At 61.8% G+C, this 19,039-nt stretch carries 14 protein-coding genes and 1 pseudogene; 2 read left to right on the top strand and 13 right to left on the bottom strand.

The features are described from left to right. Nucleotides 1–9: 9 nt before the first annotated feature. The 4 genes from PQR40_RS18215 to PQR40_RS18230 all read right to left on the bottom strand — a co-directional run bounded on the left by PQR40_RS18215 (nt 10) and on the right by PQR40_RS18230 (nt 3,711). Entirely contained in the window at nt 10–1,590 is a 1,581-nt protein-coding gene (locus tag PQR40_RS18215; protein WP_408337200.1) for a DHA2 family efflux MFS transporter permease subunit, read from the bottom strand. 7 nt (nt 1,591–1,597) lie between these two features. Continuing rightward, nucleotides 1,598–2,698 (bottom strand): HlyD family secretion protein, encoded by a 1,101-nt coding sequence (locus PQR40_RS18220; protein WP_408228215.1) that lies wholly within the window; start codon nt 2,696–2,698, stop codon nt 1,598–1,600. An 86-nt stretch (nt 2,699–2,784) separates the two neighbouring features. Further along, nucleotides 2,785–3,207 carry a MarR family winged helix-turn-helix transcriptional regulator gene (locus PQR40_RS18225; RefSeq protein ID WP_408387889.1) on the bottom strand — a complete coding sequence of 141 codons (423 nt, stop codon included), beginning with the start codon at nt 3,205–3,207 and terminating at the stop codon, nt 2,785–2,787. Nucleotides 3,208–3,288: 81 nt separating this feature from the next. After that, nucleotides 3,289–3,711, bottom strand: a complete 423-nt coding sequence (locus PQR40_RS18230) for a MarR family winged helix-turn-helix transcriptional regulator (RefSeq protein WP_408228221.1) — start codon at nt 3,709–3,711, stop codon at nt 3,289–3,291. A gap of 668 nt (nt 3,712–4,379) precedes the next feature. Between PQR40_RS18230 and PQR40_RS18235 the strand changes: the two genes are divergently transcribed. Further along, nucleotides 4,380–5,996 carry a DUF2957 domain-containing protein gene (locus PQR40_RS18235; RefSeq protein ID WP_408509515.1) on the top strand — a complete coding sequence of 539 codons (1,617 nt, stop codon included), beginning with the start codon at nt 4,380–4,382 and terminating at the stop codon, nt 5,994–5,996. A 125-nt stretch (nt 5,997–6,121) separates the two neighbouring features. Here the strand turns inward: PQR40_RS18235 and PQR40_RS18240 are convergent, their stop codons facing one another. The 9 genes from PQR40_RS18240 to PQR40_RS18280 form a co-directional block, all read right to left on the bottom strand. Beyond that, nucleotides 6,122–7,210, bottom strand: coding sequence for a formimidoylglutamase (locus PQR40_RS18240; protein ID WP_408509516.1), 1,089 nt, complete (start codon nt 7,208–7,210; stop codon nt 6,122–6,124). After that, a complete protein-coding gene (locus PQR40_RS18245) occupies nt 7,207–7,983 on the bottom strand; it encodes an amino acid ABC transporter ATP-binding protein (RefSeq protein WP_408228230.1) in 777 nt (258 codons plus the stop codon). The genes PQR40_RS18240 and PQR40_RS18245 overlap by 4 nt, the downstream gene beginning before the upstream one ends. After that, entirely contained in the window at nt 7,980–8,648 is a 669-nt protein-coding gene (locus PQR40_RS18250) for an amino acid ABC transporter permease (RefSeq protein ID WP_408228233.1), read from the bottom strand. Before PQR40_RS18250 ends, PQR40_RS18245 begins: the two co-directional genes overlap by 4 nt. 17 nt (nt 8,649–8,665) lie before the next feature. Then, the gene (locus PQR40_RS18255; protein WP_408509517.1) at nt 8,666–9,421 is read right to left on the bottom strand and encodes a transporter substrate-binding domain-containing protein; all 756 of its coding nucleotides are present in this window, start codon (nt 9,419–9,421) and stop codon (nt 8,666–8,668) included. A gap of 82 nt (nt 9,422–9,503) precedes the next feature. Continuing rightward, nucleotides 9,504–10,253, bottom strand: a complete 750-nt coding sequence (locus PQR40_RS18260; RefSeq protein WP_408337196.1) for an IclR family transcriptional regulator — start codon at nt 10,251–10,253, stop codon at nt 9,504–9,506. A gap of 223 nt (nt 10,254–10,476) precedes the next feature. Next, nucleotides 10,477–11,367, bottom strand: a complete 891-nt coding sequence (locus PQR40_RS18265) for a transglutaminase family protein (RefSeq protein WP_408387893.1) — start codon at nt 11,365–11,367, stop codon at nt 10,477–10,479. Continuing rightward, nucleotides 11,364–14,033: a circularly permuted type 2 ATP-grasp protein gene (locus PQR40_RS18270; RefSeq protein WP_408387895.1), complete on the bottom strand. Its 2,670-nt coding sequence runs from the start codon at nt 14,031–14,033 to the stop codon at nt 11,364–11,366. The genes PQR40_RS18265 and PQR40_RS18270 overlap by 4 nt, the downstream gene beginning before the upstream one ends. Before the next feature lie 47 nt (nt 14,034–14,080). Further along, complete coding sequence (locus tag PQR40_RS18275; protein WP_408387897.1) at nt 14,081–17,563, bottom strand: transglutaminase family protein; 3,483 nt, start codon at nt 17,561–17,563, stop codon at nt 14,081–14,083. 45 nt (nt 17,564–17,608) lie between these two features. After that, a complete protein-coding gene (locus tag PQR40_RS18280; protein WP_408228251.1) occupies nt 17,609–17,926 on the bottom strand; it encodes a hypothetical protein in 318 nt (105 codons plus the stop codon). Nucleotides 17,927–17,955: 29 nt separating this feature from the next. Between PQR40_RS18280 and PQR40_RS18285 the strand changes: the two are divergent. Then, a pseudogene (locus PQR40_RS18285) lies at nt 17,956–19,017 on the top strand (zinc-binding metallopeptidase family protein); the annotation flags it as partial. Nucleotides 19,018–19,039 lie beyond the last annotated feature (22 nt).

A 19,039-nucleotide genomic window follows, 5' to 3' on the forward strand; every position in this document is an offset into this window, starting at 1 on the left:
CTGAATTCCTCAATGAGCATCGGGCGGCGGCGCGGTATTGCCGAACGGGCGCGAGAACAGCACGCTCAGCAAACCAACGACAAAACAGAGCGACAGCACAAAGAACGTATCGGAGAACGTGAGCACGAGCGCTTCGCGCAACAGCAGTGCATGCAATTCGCCGAGGCCCGCATTGGCCGCATTCAGCGCATCGCCACCCACCGCCGCGAAGTGCGCGCTTTGCTGCTGCAAAATCGATTCAACCACCGGACGCCCCGCGCTCAGGTGTTCATCGAGCCGCTCGTAATGGAGGTTCAAACGATCGTTGAGCATCGTGCTGCTCACTGCAATACCGATAGCACCGCCGAGATTACGCATCAGATTGAACAGGCCGCTCGCCGAACGCAGCCTCGAAGGGGGCAAGGAGCCGAGCGCCATGGTGACGATAGGCGGAATGCAGAATTGCTGGCCGATGCCGCGCAACGCCTGCGGTATCAGGAGTTCTTTCCAGCCCCACTGACTGGTTAACGGCACGTAGAGATAGCACCCGACACCGAATAGAACAAGTCCGAACACCATCAGCCAGCGCATGTCGATGATTCGAGCCAGCGTCGAATACGCCACCAGCGCAAGCAACTGGAAACAGCCGACCGACAGCAGCGCCAAACCGATCTGCAGCGAATCGAAACCACGCACGCGCGACAGGAACACTGGCGTCAAAAACACCGTGCAGAAAATCCCGATCCCGGTGACGAACGACAGAAAACTTCCTATGCCGAAGTTGCGAATCGCCAGTGCGCGCAAATCGACAATCGGCTCTTTCGCGGTGAATGCATGCACGAGAAACAGGAATCCGCAGATCGCCGATACCCACGTGCACAGCACGATCACGTCGTCGCCGAACCAGTTCTTGCGTGGGCCCTCTTCCAGTACATATTCGAGGCAACCGAGAAAGCCGGACATCAGCAGGATGCCGAGATAGTCGCCTTTTTTTAGCAAGGAAAGATCGGCTTTGTCGATGTGGACGTATTTCGGCACCATCAGCGTGACGGCGAGCCCCGGCACGAGGTTCAGATAAAACAACCAATGCCACGACCATTGCGACGTGATCCAGCCGCCTATCACCGGGCCGATAGTCGGCGCGAGTGTGGCCAGCGCGCCGATGGTGGTGGACGCAATCAACCGTTGTTTGCCGGGGAAAAGTACGAACGCGGTGGTGAAAACGGTGGGGATCATCGCCGCACCGAGCGCACCCTGCAAACCGCGAAACAGGATCATCGAGTTGATGTCCCATGCGAGGCCGCACAGCATGCTGGTGATCGTAAAGCCGAGTGCTGAGAACGCGAACAGCCAGCGCGTGGAAAACACCCGCGTGAGCCAGCCCGACATCGGAATCACAAGAATTTCGGCGATCAGATAGGAAGTCTGTACCCACGAAAGTTCGTCCTGGCTCGCGGACAAACCACCGCCGATGTCTCTGAGTGAGGACGCAACGATCTGGATATCGAGCGTCGCCATGAAAAAGCCAAGGCACATCAGCGCGAACGCGAAGAATTTGGTGCGCGTTGGCTGGTCGGCGGGATTGGCGAAGTCGGCTGGAGCTTGAGCCATGATTGATTTATCCGTTGACCGGCGCGTTGGCGGCGTCGATATGCACCTTCACCGTCGCCGAGAGCCCAGGGCGCAGCACGCCTTGCATGTCCTTCGGCACATCGAGACGCACACGCACCGGCACACGCTGCACGATCTTCGTGAAGTTGCCGGTGGCGTTCTCAGCGGGCAGCACGCTGAAGGTCGCGCCGGTCGCGGGTGCGAGACTCTCAACCACGCCGTGAATCCGTTTGCTCGATGCATCGAGATCGACGTCGACACCGTCGCCAACGTGCATCTTCTTCAACTGGTCTTCCTTGAAGTTGGCGTCGATCCACAATCCACTCGACGGCACCACGGTCAGCAACGACACACCCGTGTTCGCCAGCAGGCCCACCCGCGCGGTGCGATTGCCGACGTAACCGTCGATCGGCGAGCGGATCGTGGTGTACTCCACGTTCAATGCCGCGACACGTTGTGCCGCCTGCGCGGTGGCGATACGCGCCTCGGCATCGCCGATCTGTGCGTCGAGCACGGCGATCTGCCGTTGCGCCGCAATCAACGCTGCGCCGCTGCGGTCGACCGCGGCATGCGCCTTGGTCAGATCGGCGTCCGCACGTTCGACGACCTGGCTCGATACCGCATCGTCCTTTACCAGTTCGCGATACCGCGTCTGATCGGCGGCACTGCGCGTCAACTCCGCGCCGGAGGCGCGCACCTCGGCTGCCTGCTCGTTGATAGTGGCGAGCTGCAAGGACTTCTTCGCCTGCAACTCGGTGACGGCGGCTTGTGCGCTCTGCACTTCCGCGCTGGCTTGCGCGAGGCGAGCGTCGTAATCGCGCGCGTCGAGCCGGATCAGCACCTGGTTCGCGTGGACGAACTGGTTGTCGCGCACCAGCACGTCCGTGACGAAGCCGTTCACCTTCGGCGACATCACGGTCACATCGCCGCCCACGTAGGCATCATCCGTCGTTTCGACAAAGCGGCCGACAAAGAACCAGTACGACGCGGCAAGCGCCAACACGGCGAGCACCGTGATGATCGCGAGCAGCATCCACGGAATGCGCCGTGCCTGTTTGGCGGCGGTCGCCACGCTGGGCGGTGCAATAGTCGAGGGTGTAGTGGACATGATGGTCGAATGTGCGTATGCACTTTTTGAGCTTGAAAAAACGGCGTATTACGCTGCGCCGGCTATGTCTCGCAAGATGCGAGGCCTCAGATGGAATCTCGTGTGATTGCAAACAACTCGCTGCGCAATGCTGCCGCACGCTGCTCGCCGAATCGATGCTCGAATTCGGCTTGTGCGGCATGCCAACGCTCGCGCCCGGCTACCAGACGTTCCTCGCCCGCCACCGTCAACGCAATCGACAGTGCTCGCGCATCCGGGCCAAGCGCTGCACTCGACACCAGCCCGTTACGCCGCAGCGGCTGGATCGTGCGGACCAGCGTGGTGCGCTGCATGCGCATCGCTTCGGCCAGTTGCTTCATGGTCATCGGGCCCATGCGTTTCAGACGCCCCATCAGCGAAAACTGCGTGATGGTGAGTCCGACGTTCTCCAGGTGGCGGTCGTAAAGTTGCGACACATAGCGTGCGGCCTGGCGGATCGCAAAGCAGTCGTCGTCGAAGAGCCCTTCCATCGTCGCGCTTCCTTTTTTGTGAGTGCGTATGCACATAATCAGGCGTACCGACATTCGTCGGAACGAGTTCATGCGCTTTGTCTATCCGGTGATACTGAAGAGTTCGGAGCGCAGCAACCTGGCACGTGCATGGCCAAACTTTTCCTCGAACTCGTCTTGCGCGGCCCGCCAGGCGGTGGCGGCCTGATCGAAGATGGCTTCGCCCTTTTCGGTGAGACTGAACAGAAACGTGCGGCCGTCATGCTCCGCCGATTCGGAGACCACCAGCCCGTCCCGCTGCAATGGCTTCATGGCGCGAACCAGCGTGGTGCGCTCCATGACCATGGTCTCCGCGAGTTCCACCATCGGCAGGTTCGGTGTGCGCGCAAGTTTGGCGAGAATCGTGAACTGCGCAGCCGTCAGCCCTACCTGGCCAAGATGGCGCTCGTAGATCTGCGTGACGTGCCGGGCCGCCTGGCGCAGCGCGAAACAGTTGCATTCGTCGTAAGAGAGAGGACGGTTCATGTTCGGCAGTCTATATGTGCATACGCACAGAGTCAAGTTTACGTTCGCTCAGGATGAAGCAGGCAAGAATCCGCAATCCGTCCTGTCGAAGCGAACATCCATACATACGTCTGTTTGAAATGTCGGTGTAAGCCCCATGGCACGGCGAGAAAACGCATGGATCGGGTTTGGATTAATGCCACTATATACAAGTCCGCAGTACCGGCTTAATGTTCAGCCGCAAACATTAAATCTAATAACAGGCCAAGGAGACGTTAATGTCATCCAGAACAACTCAGGCGAAATCCGCAATCCGGAATGCATACGCCACGTCGATTATTTGCATTAACGCCATTTCCGCTGCACCTCATCTTCGCTGTTTTACTTAATAACCCGGCTGCCCGTCGCGCTTGCTGACGCATGTCGCCGCCAGGCATGGTTCGAGAGCCTATTTGAGCTTATTTGAGTCAGCCTGAGGCAGAGATTCCGCTTTGGCATCCGATATCGACCAGGCCTACTTCGTCGGCTTACAGCACCTGGTTTGCCGATAAACCGGGCGCCAATACCCGGACACCGCAATTCAGGAAACAGGGCAAAGAAAAGATCAGCAGCGCCGCGCGGCGCCCGCTTAATCGCGTCGCTAAGCCGCGCCAATTAATAACGAACAACGATTCACGAGGAGACAAACAATGGCATTCAAACTGCACGGCGGCTCATCCGCCGCGACACTCATAGCAGCACTCGCACTGCCTGTGCTGCTTGCCGCATGTGGCGGCGGCAAAGCAGATGATCCCGCCGCCGTGGCCGTACCGCAATGCTCAGGCAGCACCTGCCCGGCACAGGGCCAGCCAACGGGCACACCGGTTACCGCGGCCAAGCTGTGCCCCGACACGCTCGACTATTCGACCACCTACACCGGTGGTTCGGGCAGCGGCGAATACATCAAAATGAAATTCGATTCGACGAAGAAGCAATACCAGATGACCTTCATCGAATCGGCCGTACCGACCTCGGCGGGCCAGGTGAACAACACGCGTGCCGGCATGACGATCACCGGCGACTACGACAACCCGAGCGGCGCGCTTGCGTTGCCGACCGCCGAACAGAACCGCTGCGCGATCATGCTGAAGAACGGCACGACTGCCGACGGCAGCTACAGCGTCACGATCAATCCGCAGGATCCGCCGATGCTGTTCGTCGGTCAGGGGATCATCGGCGGCGGGATTCCAGGGGCGACGATCCAGTTCGACGGACTCGAACCCTTCCCCGGATTTCTGATTGGTGTCGTGCCATCGCGCACGTTCGACTCGTACCCGTTCCTCGGCTTCAGCGAGACCGTCAGCGACTTCACGCAGGTGGCCGGCACATATAACGAACTGGGATTCCGCGTGAACCCGGAAGGCAGCTTCGCACAGAGCGCCGACGGCCAATCGATGACCGGCTGGTCGCCGACCGCGATTCAGGCCAGCGAGACACTCAACGCAGACGGTTCCTGTACACCCGATTCGTCGCTGTACTCGTGCGCGATGACCGGCACGCCGTGGACTCTGCGCACCAATGCCGATGGCACGCCGGACAACGTGTTCGTCAGCTCGAGTTCGGCGAGCACCCTGAGTTATCCCGCAGTCGGCGTAAGCGTGCTGCAACTGCTCTTCTCGCAGAGCCAGGCGCACGGCATCATGATCGTCGGCAAGGTGAGCAACCAGCTCGTGCCGGTTGTGATTCGCGTCGGTTATGCCCATACCGATGCGAACCCGCTCAATATCACGAACAACGCCCTCGACGATCAGCTCGGCATCTCGCTGCTGGCGCCCGCCACGAAGATCGCCCAAACGGCCTTGAGCGGCGGATACATCGGCGCCAACAGCGCTTCGGCGTGTGGCGTGGTGACCAGCATCGGTCAAGGTCCCACTGCGATCTACTTCAACGGGCAGTTGGTCTATGCCGCCGTGGGCACGTGCGGCGACGGCAGCGCCTCGTTCAATGCAGGGGTGAACTACGGCGCGACCTTGTTCCAGAGCCCGTCGGCCGCGTTGCTGAATCCGTTCACGTCGTCGTTGTCGAGCAACTTCTCGCTCGACTTCACGCAGACACAGCCCGGCCTCGTCAATGTGACAGCAACCAAAGACCTGATGTCCGGCAGCTCGGCCATCTACAAAGCGGGCGATACGGGTGTGATGGTCAGGGTGGGTCCGGTGTACGGTCTGCTGATGAACGGAGTCAATCAGCCCAGCTTGACTTACGATCCCGCGAACTATGCCGGCAAGGTGAATCCGTTCCTGTCGATTGGGGCGTTTGTGCAGTAAGTAGTGCTGCGCTGGAGATGAAAAACGGCTCATTGGAGGAATCCGGTGAGCCGTTTTGTTTTGTGACCGGCGTCGCCCCGCGCTTTGCTGCACGGTGCTGTGTTGCGCGCTGCAGTTAGCGTGCGTTAAAGCAACCGGTACGCCAATCGCACTGCCGCCCTCGCCGTACGCTTATCCTGATCGAGAGACGGGTTGTACTCCGCAATATCCGCCGCGCGCAGCTTGCCCGACGCACGCACGCGCTGCACCATCGCTTCGACTACCGACAAAGGCACACCCAACGCGGCAGGCGCCGAAACACCTGGCGCGGTGGCGGCAGGGAGCACGTCGAGATCGATGGTCAGATAGACGTCGTCCGCTGCATCGAGCAACTGCTGGAGATCGTCCAGACGCTGCGGCAATTGCGGCTCCTGCATGTCGATGTCGAGCACGTAGTGCACGCCGAGTCGTTCCGCATGTGTGAACAGCGAAGCCGTGTTGCCCAGATCGCTAATGCCGAAACAGGCGTAGTTGAACGGCACGCCTCGTTCGGCGCAGTCGCTCGCAATCTGATCGAACGGCGTGCCCGAATTGGCGGGCCGCTTCTGACGCAGATCGAAGTGGGCGTCGAAGTTGATGATGAGGAGCTTGCGCGTTGCAGTTACCAACATGCCTGTCGAACTCGCATCTGCACTTGCTTCCGCATCCGCCGTCACTGGCGTTGCCGGCGCAACTGCGGCACCCCGACCGATGCTTGCCGCCTCATCCATACGGTCCTGATGCAAGCGCAATCCGCTATACGTCCCCCACGCAACCTCATGGCCGCCGCCGAATATCAGGGGCCGGCCGCCGCTCGCGAGCACGTCGCTCACCACGTTCGCGAGTTCCGCCTGCGCGCCTTCGAGGTCGCCGTCATCGCACACCACATCGCCTGCATCGGCGAGTGCCGCCATCGAGGTCTTCGCCGGCAAGCCCGCCAACGCTCGACGCAGCTCCTTAGGCGCATGTGCCGCGCCGGTACGCCCTTGATTGCGCCGCACGCCTTCATCGGAACCAAAGCCGACGATTACCGGCGCATCGCTTCCACTGCGCTGTGCCACATGAACACCGTCCTCATGCTGCAACGAGCGGTCGAACGCGAACGGCACCACCTGATTGAAAATACGCCGGGTGTCGCCGGGCTCTCCATCGTCGGAACGGCCGCTCCACATCTTGTCATCGAATGGAACTCTCATGCGCGCGACAACACCGCCTGCAGGAAGGCCCGCGTGCGCGGCTGCGACGGCGCCGAGAAAATCTCAGCAGGCGGTCCAGCCTCGACAATCACGCCGCCATCCATTACCACCACTACGTCAGCGACTTCTTTCGCGAAACCCATTTCGTGCGTGACAACCACCATCGTCATGCCTTCGCTCGCGAGCAGCTTCATCACTTGTAGCACTTCGCCAACCAACTCGGGATCGAGCGCGGACGTAGGTTCGTCGAACAGCATCACGCGTGGTTGCATCGCCAACGCGCGAGCAATGGCAACGCGCTGCTTCTGACCACCCGACAAACTCGCCGGCATCACATGCGCCTTGTGGGCGAGGCCAACTTTTTCCAGCAACGTGGTGGCGGCCGCTTCAGCTTCGGCCTTGCTGGCGCCACGCAACATTCGCGGACCGACAGTGATGTTGTGCAGCACCGACAGATGCGGAAACAGATTGAACGACTGAAACACCATACCCACTTCGGTGCGCAGCGCATTCAGTGAACGCTCCTTGAGCATCGCACCCTGATCCACCAGCCGATGCCCGCAGATATCGATCGTGCCGCCTTCAGCCTCTTCAAGCCCGTTGCAGCAACGCAGAAAAGTACTTTTACCCGAGCCGCTCGGCCCGATCACCACCACGACCTGCTGCGGCTGAATGTCGAAGTCGATACCGTTGAGCACGGTATGCGAGCCGAACGATTTGGTCAGTCCGCGAATGCTGACGATAGGTTCATCCACTTTGGCTACGGTATTCATTGCACCATCCCTCCTGCACGCAAGCGGCGCTCCACACGATGCAGCGCGTAATTGGTCACCTGCGTCAACACCAGATACACCAGCGCGATGGCCAGATACACTTCAAGCGATCGGTATGACACGCTGATGATCTTCTGGCCTTCGTGCATCAGATCGTCGATCGTCAGCAGCGATACCAGCGCCGAGTTCTTGATCAACGCGATGAACTCGTTGCCAAGCGGCGGAATCATGCGAACGATCGCCTGCGGCAGAATGATCGCACGCATCGACTGCCCCGACGACATGCCGATCGAACGCGCCGCTTCCATCTGCCCGCGATCCACCGATTGAATCGCACCGCGCACGATCTCCGATACATAGGCCGCCGAATACAGGCCGAGCCCGAGCATCCCGCACACGAACGCCGGCAACAGAATGCCGAATTGCGGCAAGCCAAAGAACAACAGGAAGAGCTGTACGAGCAACGGCGTGCCGCGGAAAAACGTGAGGTACGCGGTACAGAAGGCGTATACGACGCGCCGCTTCGGCGTAAGCCGGCCGATACCGATCAGCAGGCCCAGCACACAGCTCAGCGCGAGGGCGGCAGCGGTCACTTCGACCGTCACCAACGCGCCATGCATGATGTCCGGAAAGCCGGCAATTACCGGCGAAAAATCGAGTTCCATTATGTCTGCTCAGCCGGTTATTGCGCGGTGGCGCCGAACCACTTCTTGACGATCGCCGCGTACGTGCCGTCGGCCTTGATCTTTGCCAGCGCCGTGTTGAATGCCGCTTTCAGTTGCGGTTCGTCCTTACGCACGGCGATGCCGTAGGCTTCGGTCGTCAGCGGCTTGTCGAGCACGTGGAAACCGCTGCGCGTCTTTACAAACTGATAGGCGGCGGGCTTGCCGGTCACGGCGGCATCGGCGCGGCCGATGCCGACCAGGTCGAACATTTCCTGATTCTTTTCGACTTCCACGCGGTTGATCTGCGGGAAATTGTCACGCAGGAAATTGACCGACTTCGTGCCGACCTGGACCGAGACTTTTTTGCCGTTCAGGTCGGCCACCGATTTGATCGGCGAGCCGTCTTTCGCCAGCACCACGAGGCCGCCGGCGTAATACGAATCGGTGAAATCGATCACTTTCGCGCGTTCGTCGGTGATGTAGATACCGGAGATCGCCGCGTCGAAACGATGCGCGATCAGGCCCGGAACCAGGCCCTTGAAGTCGATATCGGTCCATTGCACGCGTTTGCCCATCGCTTTCGCAAGCGCATTCATCATGTCGACGTCGAAGCCGGTGCGCGCGCCGTTTTCGGTGTATTCCATCGGCGGGAAGGTCGCGTCGGTGGCGACGTTCAGCACGTCCGACGTTTGTGCGGAGGCGGCGCCGGAAAATCCGGCGAACGTCACTGCAAACGTGACGCATGCGAGGGACAACAGTCGATTCAGTTTCATGGGAGGGCTCCTTGTGGTGCGTTCAGTTCGCTCAGTTCGTTCGGTATCCAGATCGAATCCGGCCGGAAACGGCCTTGCCCGATCAATCGGTTTGCATATGCTCGGAAATAGCGCGGGCCGTGCGTAGCGTCCCGTCGATGAATTGGCTTTCGCGGCCAATGGCGCGGGTCGACGGCGCCATCAGCGTGATCGACGCGCTGCTGCCTGCGCTGCGTCCGCTGCGATGAAAAATCGGGGCACTCACGCCCCACACGCCCGGGTCGACTTCGCTGTCGCTGACGGCGTAGCCTTGGGCCCGAATCTGTTCGAGTTCGGCTTCGATCGCGGCACGGCCGGCGGGGTCGTTGTCGAACACGCTGTCGAGCACTTCGGTGCGCGCCTTGTCGGCCATGAACGCCAGCAACGATTTCGCCGAAGCACCGGCTTTCAGCGGCACGGCGCGGCCTTTTTCGAACGAGCAGCGCAACGAGTGCTGGCTGTCGACCATTTCGAGGCACATCACTTGATGCTTGACAGCAACCACGAGGCCGATGCTTTCCTGCGAGGCACGCGCGAGTTGCTGCATTTCGCTGCGGCTCGCTTCGACGAGCAACGAATTCACGTCAAAGCCAAGCGCCAGTTGCAGGCTGATCGGACCCGGCGCGTAATAGCCCGCGTTTTCCGCGACGAAACCCCAGCGCTTGAGCAGCGCGATCTGCCGGTACAGGGTGCTTTGCGCGAGACCGGTGACAGCGAGCAGATCCTTGACCGACATGGCCTTGCCATGACTGGCGAGTGCCGCCAGCACCAGCAGCACCCGTTCAGCCCCTGTCACACCCTGTTCCGCGTTCACGATGAAAACTACCCACAATGAATAACGGAATCAGAATGCCAGAACATTCTCGGTTCTCAAAAATCAGATTCCCAATGAATGGGAATGAGAAGGGAGGGTTTTCCCCGAAAGCGGGATAAAAGAGCGTGCCGAGGCGGACGCGCGGCACGTCGGGTCAATTCATCCGACGAGAAAACGGCTTGCTGAAGGGTTGAAGCCGGAAAAGGCGACTAAAAGCTGCGGTTCAAAGCGCCAACACCGTCACGCCCACCTCCACCCGATGCGCCCCGCCCCCCAGGATCATTCCGCGTAGCAAGGACACATCGCTGTAATCACGCCCGATCGCGAGCGTCACGTGGTCCATATCGGCGAGCACGTCATTGGTGGGGTCGAGATCGATCCAGCCACTTCCCGGGCAATACACCGACACCCACGCATGCGAGGCGTCCGCACCGATCAAACGCGGCTGCCCAGGCGGCGGGTCGTTGCGCAGATAACCGCTCACGTAGCGCGCCGGCAAACCCAGCGAACGCAAACAGCCGATCATCACCTGCGCGAAATCCTGGCATACCCCGCTCTTCAATTCGAAAGCGCGCTCGGCGGGTGTGTCAAACATTGTCGCCGAGGGTTTGTAGGCGAAGTCTTCGTGAATCCGGTGCATCAGATCGATCGCCCCCGCGACGATCGGCATGCCGGGAGGAAAGCTCGGCAGCGCATAAGCGCGCAGCGATGGCCGCGGCACGATATTCGGCGACGCAAAGCAGAACTCCACCTCGGGCCGGAACTCGCCACCGACCCAGAAACGCAACGCGTCCGCCACGTCTTCCCATTCGGGCGTCTCATCGGGGTCGAGGTCGGTCCAGCGCGGCATAAGCGCCACCGTGGTTTCGCTGATGAGTTGCAGGCGCTCGTGCGGGGTGTCCAGAGCGAAGTACAGGACGTCGTTGCCGAATGCATCGATACGGCTATTCAGATACGACGGCTTCGGTTCGATCTTTTCGCTGTGCGAGACCACACGCTGCCACGAACAGGCGATCGGCCGGATCGTCGCGAGATGCTGCGCGGTCTCCACATACGTGGAGTAGTGATAGGTGGTGCGATGCGAGACGGACAACACGGTCGGCGTGTTCTTCATGACCACACCTGCGATGCCACCGTACTGGCGTGACTGAAATAGCGTGCGCTGATTTCATGCGCCGCCGCGCCGACATAGCCGCCGATCTGATCGCACACCGCAATCAGGTCGGCGTATGACTCGCTTTCGTCAATTGCGCACAAGGATTCGAGTGCCGGCAACGCATCGGCCGGCGGCATCAATTCCGCAAACGGACGATGCCGCATGCTGCCCGCGGCCACGGAGATCTCATCGATCTTTTTGCGCAGGCGCTCATAGACACCGTAGACGCCGCGCGGATTAGTCGGCTCGATCACCAGCAGGTCGAGCAAAGCCGGCACTTCGAAACGACCCGGATACAGCGAGCGATACGTCAGCGTGCTGTCGAACAATTGCAGCAGCAGATCGAACCCGGCCGGCGTCGCGAGCTGGCCGTTATCGGCGACCACGCGCAAGAACGACGTCATCGCCGACACCCGCTCGATGTGCCGCCCGACGAATAGCAGACGCCATGCTTCGTCGCGTGTCATGCGGTCGCCCTGTGCGCCGCTGATCGCCGACAACTGCACCGACAGACGTTCGAGCGCGTTCATCAGCGTCACGCGGTCATAACGGTCGTAGCGTTCACTGCGCTCAGCGCGGCCGTTACCATTCGCGCTGCCTTGAGATGAACCACCGCTACCATTACCACCGTTATTGCCATTAGAACCCGCAGCCGGCATCAACGTCTGCAACGCATCGCGGAAGTCGTTGCGCGCCGCGAGAATCGTGCGCCAGTGATCGTTCGACAGACGCCCGCGCACTTCACCGTTCGCACGCGCCTGGTAGTTGAGGTTCTGGCCGATGCTCGCAGCGCCGGTACTCTCGCTCAGATTCGCGACCAGCGCACGCTCAAACGCCTGCGGCGAATGTGGCGAGAACATATCGCCGGATTGCACGAGACCACAATGCGTGGCGAGTTCGACCAGCGTGGGGAACATCGCGTCGGCATCGTTGCCTTCCAGCGAACCGAGAATCAGGCGCAACAGCCGCACATTGTTTTCGGCGCGTTCGCCGTAACGTCCGGCCCAGAACAGATTTTCCGCCGCCCGGCTCGACACGGTGCGATGCTTGCGCGCGAGGTCGGCGGGTTGCATCGGCGAAGGCAACAGCGTGAAGGTCGACGTCGGCTGACTCGACAGCACCCATGTATCGACGCTGCTGCCGCCGTATTGCATCGATACCGTCGCCTGACGTTCGGCGGCCATCCGTGTGAAGCCGCCTGGCATTACATGCCAGCCGCCGTTGACGTCGGCAATCGCATAGACACGCAGCACCGACGGACGGCGGCCAATGGTGCCGTCTTCGTAACGCGGCGTGCAGGAAAAGCGCTGCGGCTGCTGGATCGTATAGGCGTCGGGCATCGCTTCGATCCGTTCGCGCCATATCGACAACCGCTGTCTGCCCTGTTCGATCCCGGGTGGCGCATCGCGTGGCGCGACCGGCCACGTCGGCACGATGAACGCTTCGTCCAGACGCCCGAACGCATGGACGCGCGCCGCCTTTTCGCCGCACCACCAGGTCGCCACGCTCGGCAGCACGAGATCTTCGTCGAGCAGCACTTCGGCGATGCCCGGCAGAAAGCCATGCAAGGCCGGTGATTCGACAAAGCCCGAACCGGGCACGTTCGACACGATCACATTGCCCGCGCGCATCACCTGCAACAGGCCCGGCACGCCGATGCTCGAATCCGCGCGCAGTTCGACCGGATCGCAGAAGGCATCGTCCAGACGGCGCAGCACGACATGCACACGTTCGAGACCGGCGAGCGTCTTCAGATAGAGCATGTCGTCACGCACGGTCAGGTCCTTGCCTTCGACCAGCGTGACGCCAAGATACCGCGCGAGAAACACGTGCTCGAAGTAAGTCTCGCTAAACGGCCCGGGCGTAAGCAACGCGATATGCGGCGAACCGTCGGCCTCCGAACTGTCGTGCTGCATGGTGGCCTGCGCAGCCTGCACGAGCGTCGCGATCAGTTGCGAATAAGTGGGCGCGAGGCGGCTCACGCGCATCGTGCGAAACGGATCGGCGAATAGCGTTGACACGATCAGCCGGTTTTCCAGCGCATAACCCAGACCGGATGGCGCCTCGGTGCGGTGCGCCATGACGGTCCAGTTACCACCGGGTGTACGCGCCAGATCGACGGCAACCACCTGCAGATATTGACCGCCAGGCGGCGTGAAGCCCTTCACGGAACGCAGATAACCCGGATGCCCGAACACCAGCGCGGGCGGCAACTGCCCACGCTCGAGCAAGGTTTGCGGCCCATAGATATCGGCAACGATCGCATTGAGCAGATGCGCGCGCTGCGTCACGCCACGCTCGATATGCGCCCACTCGGCCTCGCTGATCAGGAACGGCAGCAGATCGAGCGCCCACGGCCGCGGCTCGCCGTTATCCGCGTAGACGTTGTAGCTGATGTCGTTGTCGCGGATCTGCTGCGCGATCGACGCGTAGTGATCTTCCAATCGCGCGATACCGTCTTCGCCAAGCCGCTCGAAAAATTGCCGCCACGGTTCGCGCAACGCGCCTGAGGCGTCGCGTAACTCGTCCCAATGTCCTTCGTAGGCCGGCAACAGCCGCAATAAGGACGAAGCGTTCGCGCGAGCCGCGGACGCTTCGAAGGGAAAAGTCGATTGAAAGGCCAAGGTCGTGTCGTTTTTAAAAGTGTGCTGCCGCTTTCCAGTCTACCAGGTTACCAGTACCGCAGGTCCAGCGTAAACGGAAACTCGAGGCTGCGTGGCGGTATGCCGACCGTGAGCGGCCCCGGCGTATGACCGGACGCCAGGAAGCGCGAGCGCCGCCGGCTTTCCGCCTCATAGGCGTTGACCGGGAAAGTCTCATAGTTGCGCCCACCCGGATGTGCGACATGATACTGGCATCCGCCGACCGAGCGGCCAGTCCACGTATCGACCAGATCGAAAGTGAGCGGCGCATCCACGCCGATAGTCGGATGCAGCGCCGACGGTTGCGACCAGGCGCGAAAGCGCACGCCGGCCACGTATTCGCTGACGCGGCCCGTCGGCTGAAGCGGCACCGGCACACCGTTGACAGTCAGCACATGACGGTTGTCGTTCAAACCGAGCGCACGCACTTCAAGCCTTTCCACCGACGAATCCACATACCGCACCGTGCCGCCCGGCGAGCCCTCCTCGCCCATGACATGCCAGGGTTCGAGTGCGTTGCGGATGGTCAGCGAGACGCCGTTCACCGTGGCCTCGCCGACCAACGGAAAGCGGAATTCGAAGTGCGGCGCGAACCAGCTACTCTCGAAGGCGAAACCCGCCTGGTTGAGTTCGCCGAGCACGTCGTCGAAATCCATCTTCGCGAAGGTGCCGAGCAGGAAGCGGTCATGCAGTTCCGTGCCCCAGCGGGTGAGCCGCTGCGTATACGGCGTGTGCCAGAAACGCGCCACCAGCGCGCGCAACAACAACTGCTGCACGAGACTCATGCGCGCATGCGGCGGCATTTCGAAACCACGCAATTCGAGCAGGCCGAGGCGGCCAGTCGGGCCATCGGGCGAATAGAGTTTGTCGATGCAGAACTCGGCACGGTGCGTGTTGCCGGTCACATCGATCAGGATGTTGCGCAACGAGCGGTCGATCATCCACGCCGGCAGATTTGCGCTTTCGCGGCCGCCAAGCAGATCGATCTGCCGCTGCAACTCGCGGAACGCCACTTCGAGTTCATACACCTGATCGTTGCGTGCTTCATCGACACGCGGCGCCTGACTCGTCGGCCCGATGAACAGCCCGGAAAACAGATACGACAGCGACGGATGGTTGTGCCAATACGCGATCAGACTCGCCAGCAGATCGGGACGGCGAAGGAAAGGACTATCGGCAGGCGTCGCCCCGCCGAGCACGAAGTGATTGCCGCCGCCGGTTCCCGTATGCCGGCCGTCGGTCATGAACTTCTCGCTGCTCAGATAGCTCTCAGCCGCGGACTGATACAGATACTCCGTGTTGTCGACCAGTTGCTCCCAGCTCGAAGCCGGATGAATGTTCACCTCGATCACACCGGGGTCCGGCGTCACCTGCAGGATTTTCAGGCGGGCATCGCGCGGCGGCGGATAGCCTTCGAGCACCACCTTCATCTGCAACTCGGCCGCCGTTGCTTCGATCGCCGCGAGCAGATCGAGGTAGTCGTCGAGTTCGGTGAGTGGCGGCATGAACACATGCAGCAGCGAGCGGCCGCTGCCGAACGCTTCGGTTTCCGCCTTCGGACCCGCGGCGCGTTTCGGGTCACGCGCTTCGACGCAGATCGCCGTACGCAGCGTTTCCTTCGACGACTGCCCGCGCGCCGGTGCCGTCTGATCGTCAGTCTGAGGCGCAAAGGCCAGTACGCCGCTGCCCGGCATGCCACTCAACAGATCCGCCGCTGACGACGACAACGCCGCCGCCTGCCGCGCATCGGCGGAACTCATGGTGCGGCGGGACTCACCTTCGCCTTCGTATTGCATACGCAATTGCGCGGCCGGGCGCAACGCCACCGGCGGCGCAAACGGATCGTGCGCGTGCTGATACGGATAGTCGGTCTTCGACACCCACGGCAGCGAATCGAGCGGCAAACGATAACCCATCGGCGAGTCGCCGGGAATCAGGAACATGCGCTCGTCGCGGAAGAACCAGCGGCCGCTGACCCACTTCGGCGCCTCGTTCGGCACGTCGCGTTCACGCGCGAGCGGCAGGACAAAACCGGTCGGGCCGCCCAACCCCGCATCGAACACGCGCCGCAAACGCACGCGCTCCAGCTCGTCGTCCAGACGCGCATCGAGCGGATCGACGTTGACCGGCAGACGACGCTCGCGCCACAGGTAGTACCAGACGTCCTCGAAACCGGGCTGGATGCCGTCCGTGTCGAGCGCCAGCTTGACCGCCAGATGCGAGAGGAAACGTTGGGCGTCATCGGCCGTGTAGGTGCCCGGCTCGCGTTCGTCGGCGAAGAGCGTGGGGTCCTGCCAGCACGGCTCGCCATCGGCACGCCAGTAGAGCGACATGGCCCAGCGCGGCAACTGTTCGCCCGGATACCACTTGCCCTGGCCGATGTGCAGAAAGCCGTTTGCGCCGTAGCGCGAGCGCAGCTTGTCCATCAGCGCGACTGCGTAGCCGCGTTTGGTGGGGCCGAGCGCGTCGGTGTTCCATTCGTCGGCGTCACGATCGCGCACCGACACGAAGGTCGGCTCGCCGCCCATCGTCAGGCGCACGTCCATCTCGGTCAGGCGCTGGTCGACCTGCTCGCCCATTTTCAGCACGTCGTCCCACACCGCTTTGCTGAACGGCCGGGTGACGCGCGGCGTCTCCAGCACCCGTTCGATCGACATGATGTGCTCGAACTCGACCTCGGATTCGTCGACCGCACCGGAAATCGGCGCCGCACTGCCAGGTTCCGGCGTGCAGGCAACCGGAATGTGACCTTCCCCGGCGAGCAGGCCGGAGGTCGGATCGAGGCCGATCCAGCCCGCGCCCGGCAGGTACACCTCACACCATGCGTGCAGGTCGGTGAAGTCGACCTCGGTGCCGCTCGGGCCGTCGATGGATTTGACGTCGGGCGCGAGTTGCAGCAGGTAGCCGGACACGAAACGCGCCGCCAGCCCCAGTTGCCGGAGCGTCTCGACCAGCAGCCAGCCCGAATCGCGGCATGAACCCGCGGCGCTCACCAGCGTTTCCTCAGGCGTCTGCACGCCGGGTTCCATGCGGATCAGGTAGCGGATCTCGCGTTGCAGTCGCTGATTCAGGGCAACGAGGAAGTCGGCGGTAACGGTCGGCGTGAGGTCGATACTCGCGACGAACTCGGCGAAGCGCGGCGTCATCGGCCGCTTGACGCGGTACGGGGCGAGTTCCAGCGCAAGGCCGGGTTCATACTCGAACGGGAACTTCTCCGCCGAAGGCTCGAGAAAGAAGTCGAACGGGTTATAGACGGCCATCTCGGCGACCAGATCCACGGTCACCTTGAATTCGCGCGTCTTCTCGGGGAACACGAGCCGCGCCTGATAGTTGGCAAACGCGTCCTGCTGCCAGTTGATGAAGTGTTCGGCCGGTTCGACCCGCATCGAATAAGACAGAATGGGGGTCCGGCAATGTGGCGCAGGCCTGAGACGCACGACCTGGGGCGACAGCGTAACCAGCCTGTCGTAACGGTAATGTGTGACATGATTCAACGCGACGCGTATGGACACACAGGACTCCTGGACAAAGGATGGCAACCCGCCAAAAAGCAAGCTTCATGCCGTTAATCGAAAAACCGCGGGAACTGCCCGCCCCGCCCGGATTACCGCCTGCTGCCAAGTTTGCCGCGTCTGCCGGCCGTCCGGTCGATCGATCTGCGCGCCGTTCCACTGCCTTTTCGGATGCCGCGCACCAAAGCGGCGCAGCGCCGATGCACGATCATGCACGTAATGTGCGTTAAACCAGTGACGTCTGGCAAATGCGGCATGAAGATTGCGCGTTGCCTTCTCCTTTCTCTGCGGGCGCGAGAATGCCCGGAATGTCCCGCGGCCGACGTAGGGCCTGCTGACAAAGCGCCCCGCCTGTTGCTCCATGACTGCCACCCACCACCCGGGCCCGATCGATGAAAACTTTCCACTGCAATCGCTGCTCGCACCTTATCTTCTATGAAAACGTTCGTTGCGAACGGTGCGAGGCATTGCTCGGATATGTGCCTGAACTGGCCGAGATCAGCGCCTTCGAAGAAGCCGAAGAAGGACGCTGGCGGAGTCTGCATCCGCGTGCCGAGGGCGCGCTGTTCCGGCAATGCCACAACTACGCGGTCGAAAATGTCTGCAACTGGATGATCCCCGCCGACTCGCCCGACACGTTGTGCCGCGCCTGCCAGCTCACGCGCACCATTCCGAATCTGAGCGCGCCGGACAACCGCCTCTACTGGTACCGGCTGGAGATGGCAAAGCGGCGCCTGCTTTACACACTGGCCGCGCTCGGCGTCGACGTGCCGTCGCGCCTGACCGATCCCGACCAGGGTCTGGCATTCGAATTCCTCGAGGACGGCGACGATGGGGAGCGGGTCATGACCGGCCACGACAATGGTCTCATCACGCTGAACATCGCCGAAGCCGACGACGTCTACCGCGAAAAGGTGCGCAGCGCGATGGGCGAGCCCTATCGCACGCTGCTCGGCCACTTCAGACACGAGACAGGTCACTACTACTTCAGCCAGCTGGTCGCGAACGATCCGCACTGGCTCGAGCCCTACCGAAAGCTGTTCGGTGACGAGCGCGCCGACTATGGGGAAGCGCTCACCGCGTACTACCGCGACGGCGCGCCGGCAGACTGGCAGGCCTCGTACATCAGCGCCTATGCGACGATGCATCCCTGGGAAGATTGGGCCGAGACGTGGGCGCATTACATGCTGATCGTCGACGTGCTGGATACGTCGACCTCGTACGGTCTCGCCTTGTTGCCCGACGACCCGAGCGAGCCGACGCTGACCGACCGCACGCCCGTGGAAGATGCGAGTTTCGAGAATCTGATGAAGCGCTGGTTTCCGCTCACGTACGCGTTGAACAGCCTGAACCGCAGTCTCGGCATGCCCGACGGTTATCCGTTCACGCTGGCCTCGCCGGTGGTGGATAAGTTGCGGTTCGTGCATCGGGTCATTGCGGCAGCCAGTGACAAAATCAAACCACGCGAAGCGGCGA

Origin of the sequence: Paraburkholderia sediminicola (genome assembly GCF_046026855.1) — a bacterium.
GTDB classification, from domain to species: Bacteria; Pseudomonadota; Gammaproteobacteria; order Burkholderiales; family Burkholderiaceae; genus Paraburkholderia; species Paraburkholderia sediminicola_A.

Excerpts from the sequence above, each read along its gene's own strand:
- PQR40_RS18245 (WP_408228230.1), bottom strand. The coding sequence starts at position 7,983 with ATGAATACCGTAGCCAAAGTGGATGAACCTATCGTCAGCATTCGCGGA.
- PQR40_RS18240 (WP_408509516.1), bottom strand. The coding sequence starts at position 7,210 with ATGAGAGTTCCATTCGATGACAAGATGTGGAGCGGCCGTTCCGACGAT.
- PQR40_RS18235 (WP_408509515.1), top strand. The coding sequence starts at position 4,380 with ATGGCATTCAAACTGCACGGCGGCTCATCCGCCGCGACACTCATAGCA.
- PQR40_RS18230 (WP_408228221.1), bottom strand. The coding sequence starts at position 3,711 with ATGAACCGTCCTCTCTCTTACGACGAATGCAACTGTTTCGCGCTGCGC.
- PQR40_RS18255 (WP_408509517.1), bottom strand. The coding sequence starts at position 9,421 with ATGAAACTGAATCGACTGTTGTCCCTCGCATGCGTCACGTTTGCAGTG.
- PQR40_RS18215 (WP_408337200.1), bottom strand. The coding sequence starts at position 1,590 with ATGGCTCAAGCTCCAGCCGACTTCGCCAATCCCGCCGACCAGCCAACG.
- PQR40_RS18265 (WP_408387893.1), bottom strand. The coding sequence starts at position 11,367 with ATGAAGAACACGCCGACCGTGTTGTCCGTCTCGCATCGCACCACCTAT.
- PQR40_RS18220 (WP_408228215.1), bottom strand. The coding sequence starts at position 2,698 with ATGTCCACTACACCCTCGACTATTGCACCGCCCAGCGTGGCGACCGCC.
- PQR40_RS18280 (WP_408228251.1), bottom strand. The coding sequence starts at position 17,926 with ATGGAGCAACAGGCGGGGCGCTTTGTCAGCAGGCCCTACGTCGGCCGC.
- PQR40_RS18225 (WP_408387889.1), bottom strand. The coding sequence starts at position 3,207 with ATGGAAGGGCTCTTCGACGACGACTGCTTTGCGATCCGCCAGGCCGCA.
- PQR40_RS18250 (WP_408228233.1), bottom strand. The coding sequence starts at position 8,648 with ATGGAACTCGATTTTTCGCCGGTAATTGCCGGCTTTCCGGACATCATG.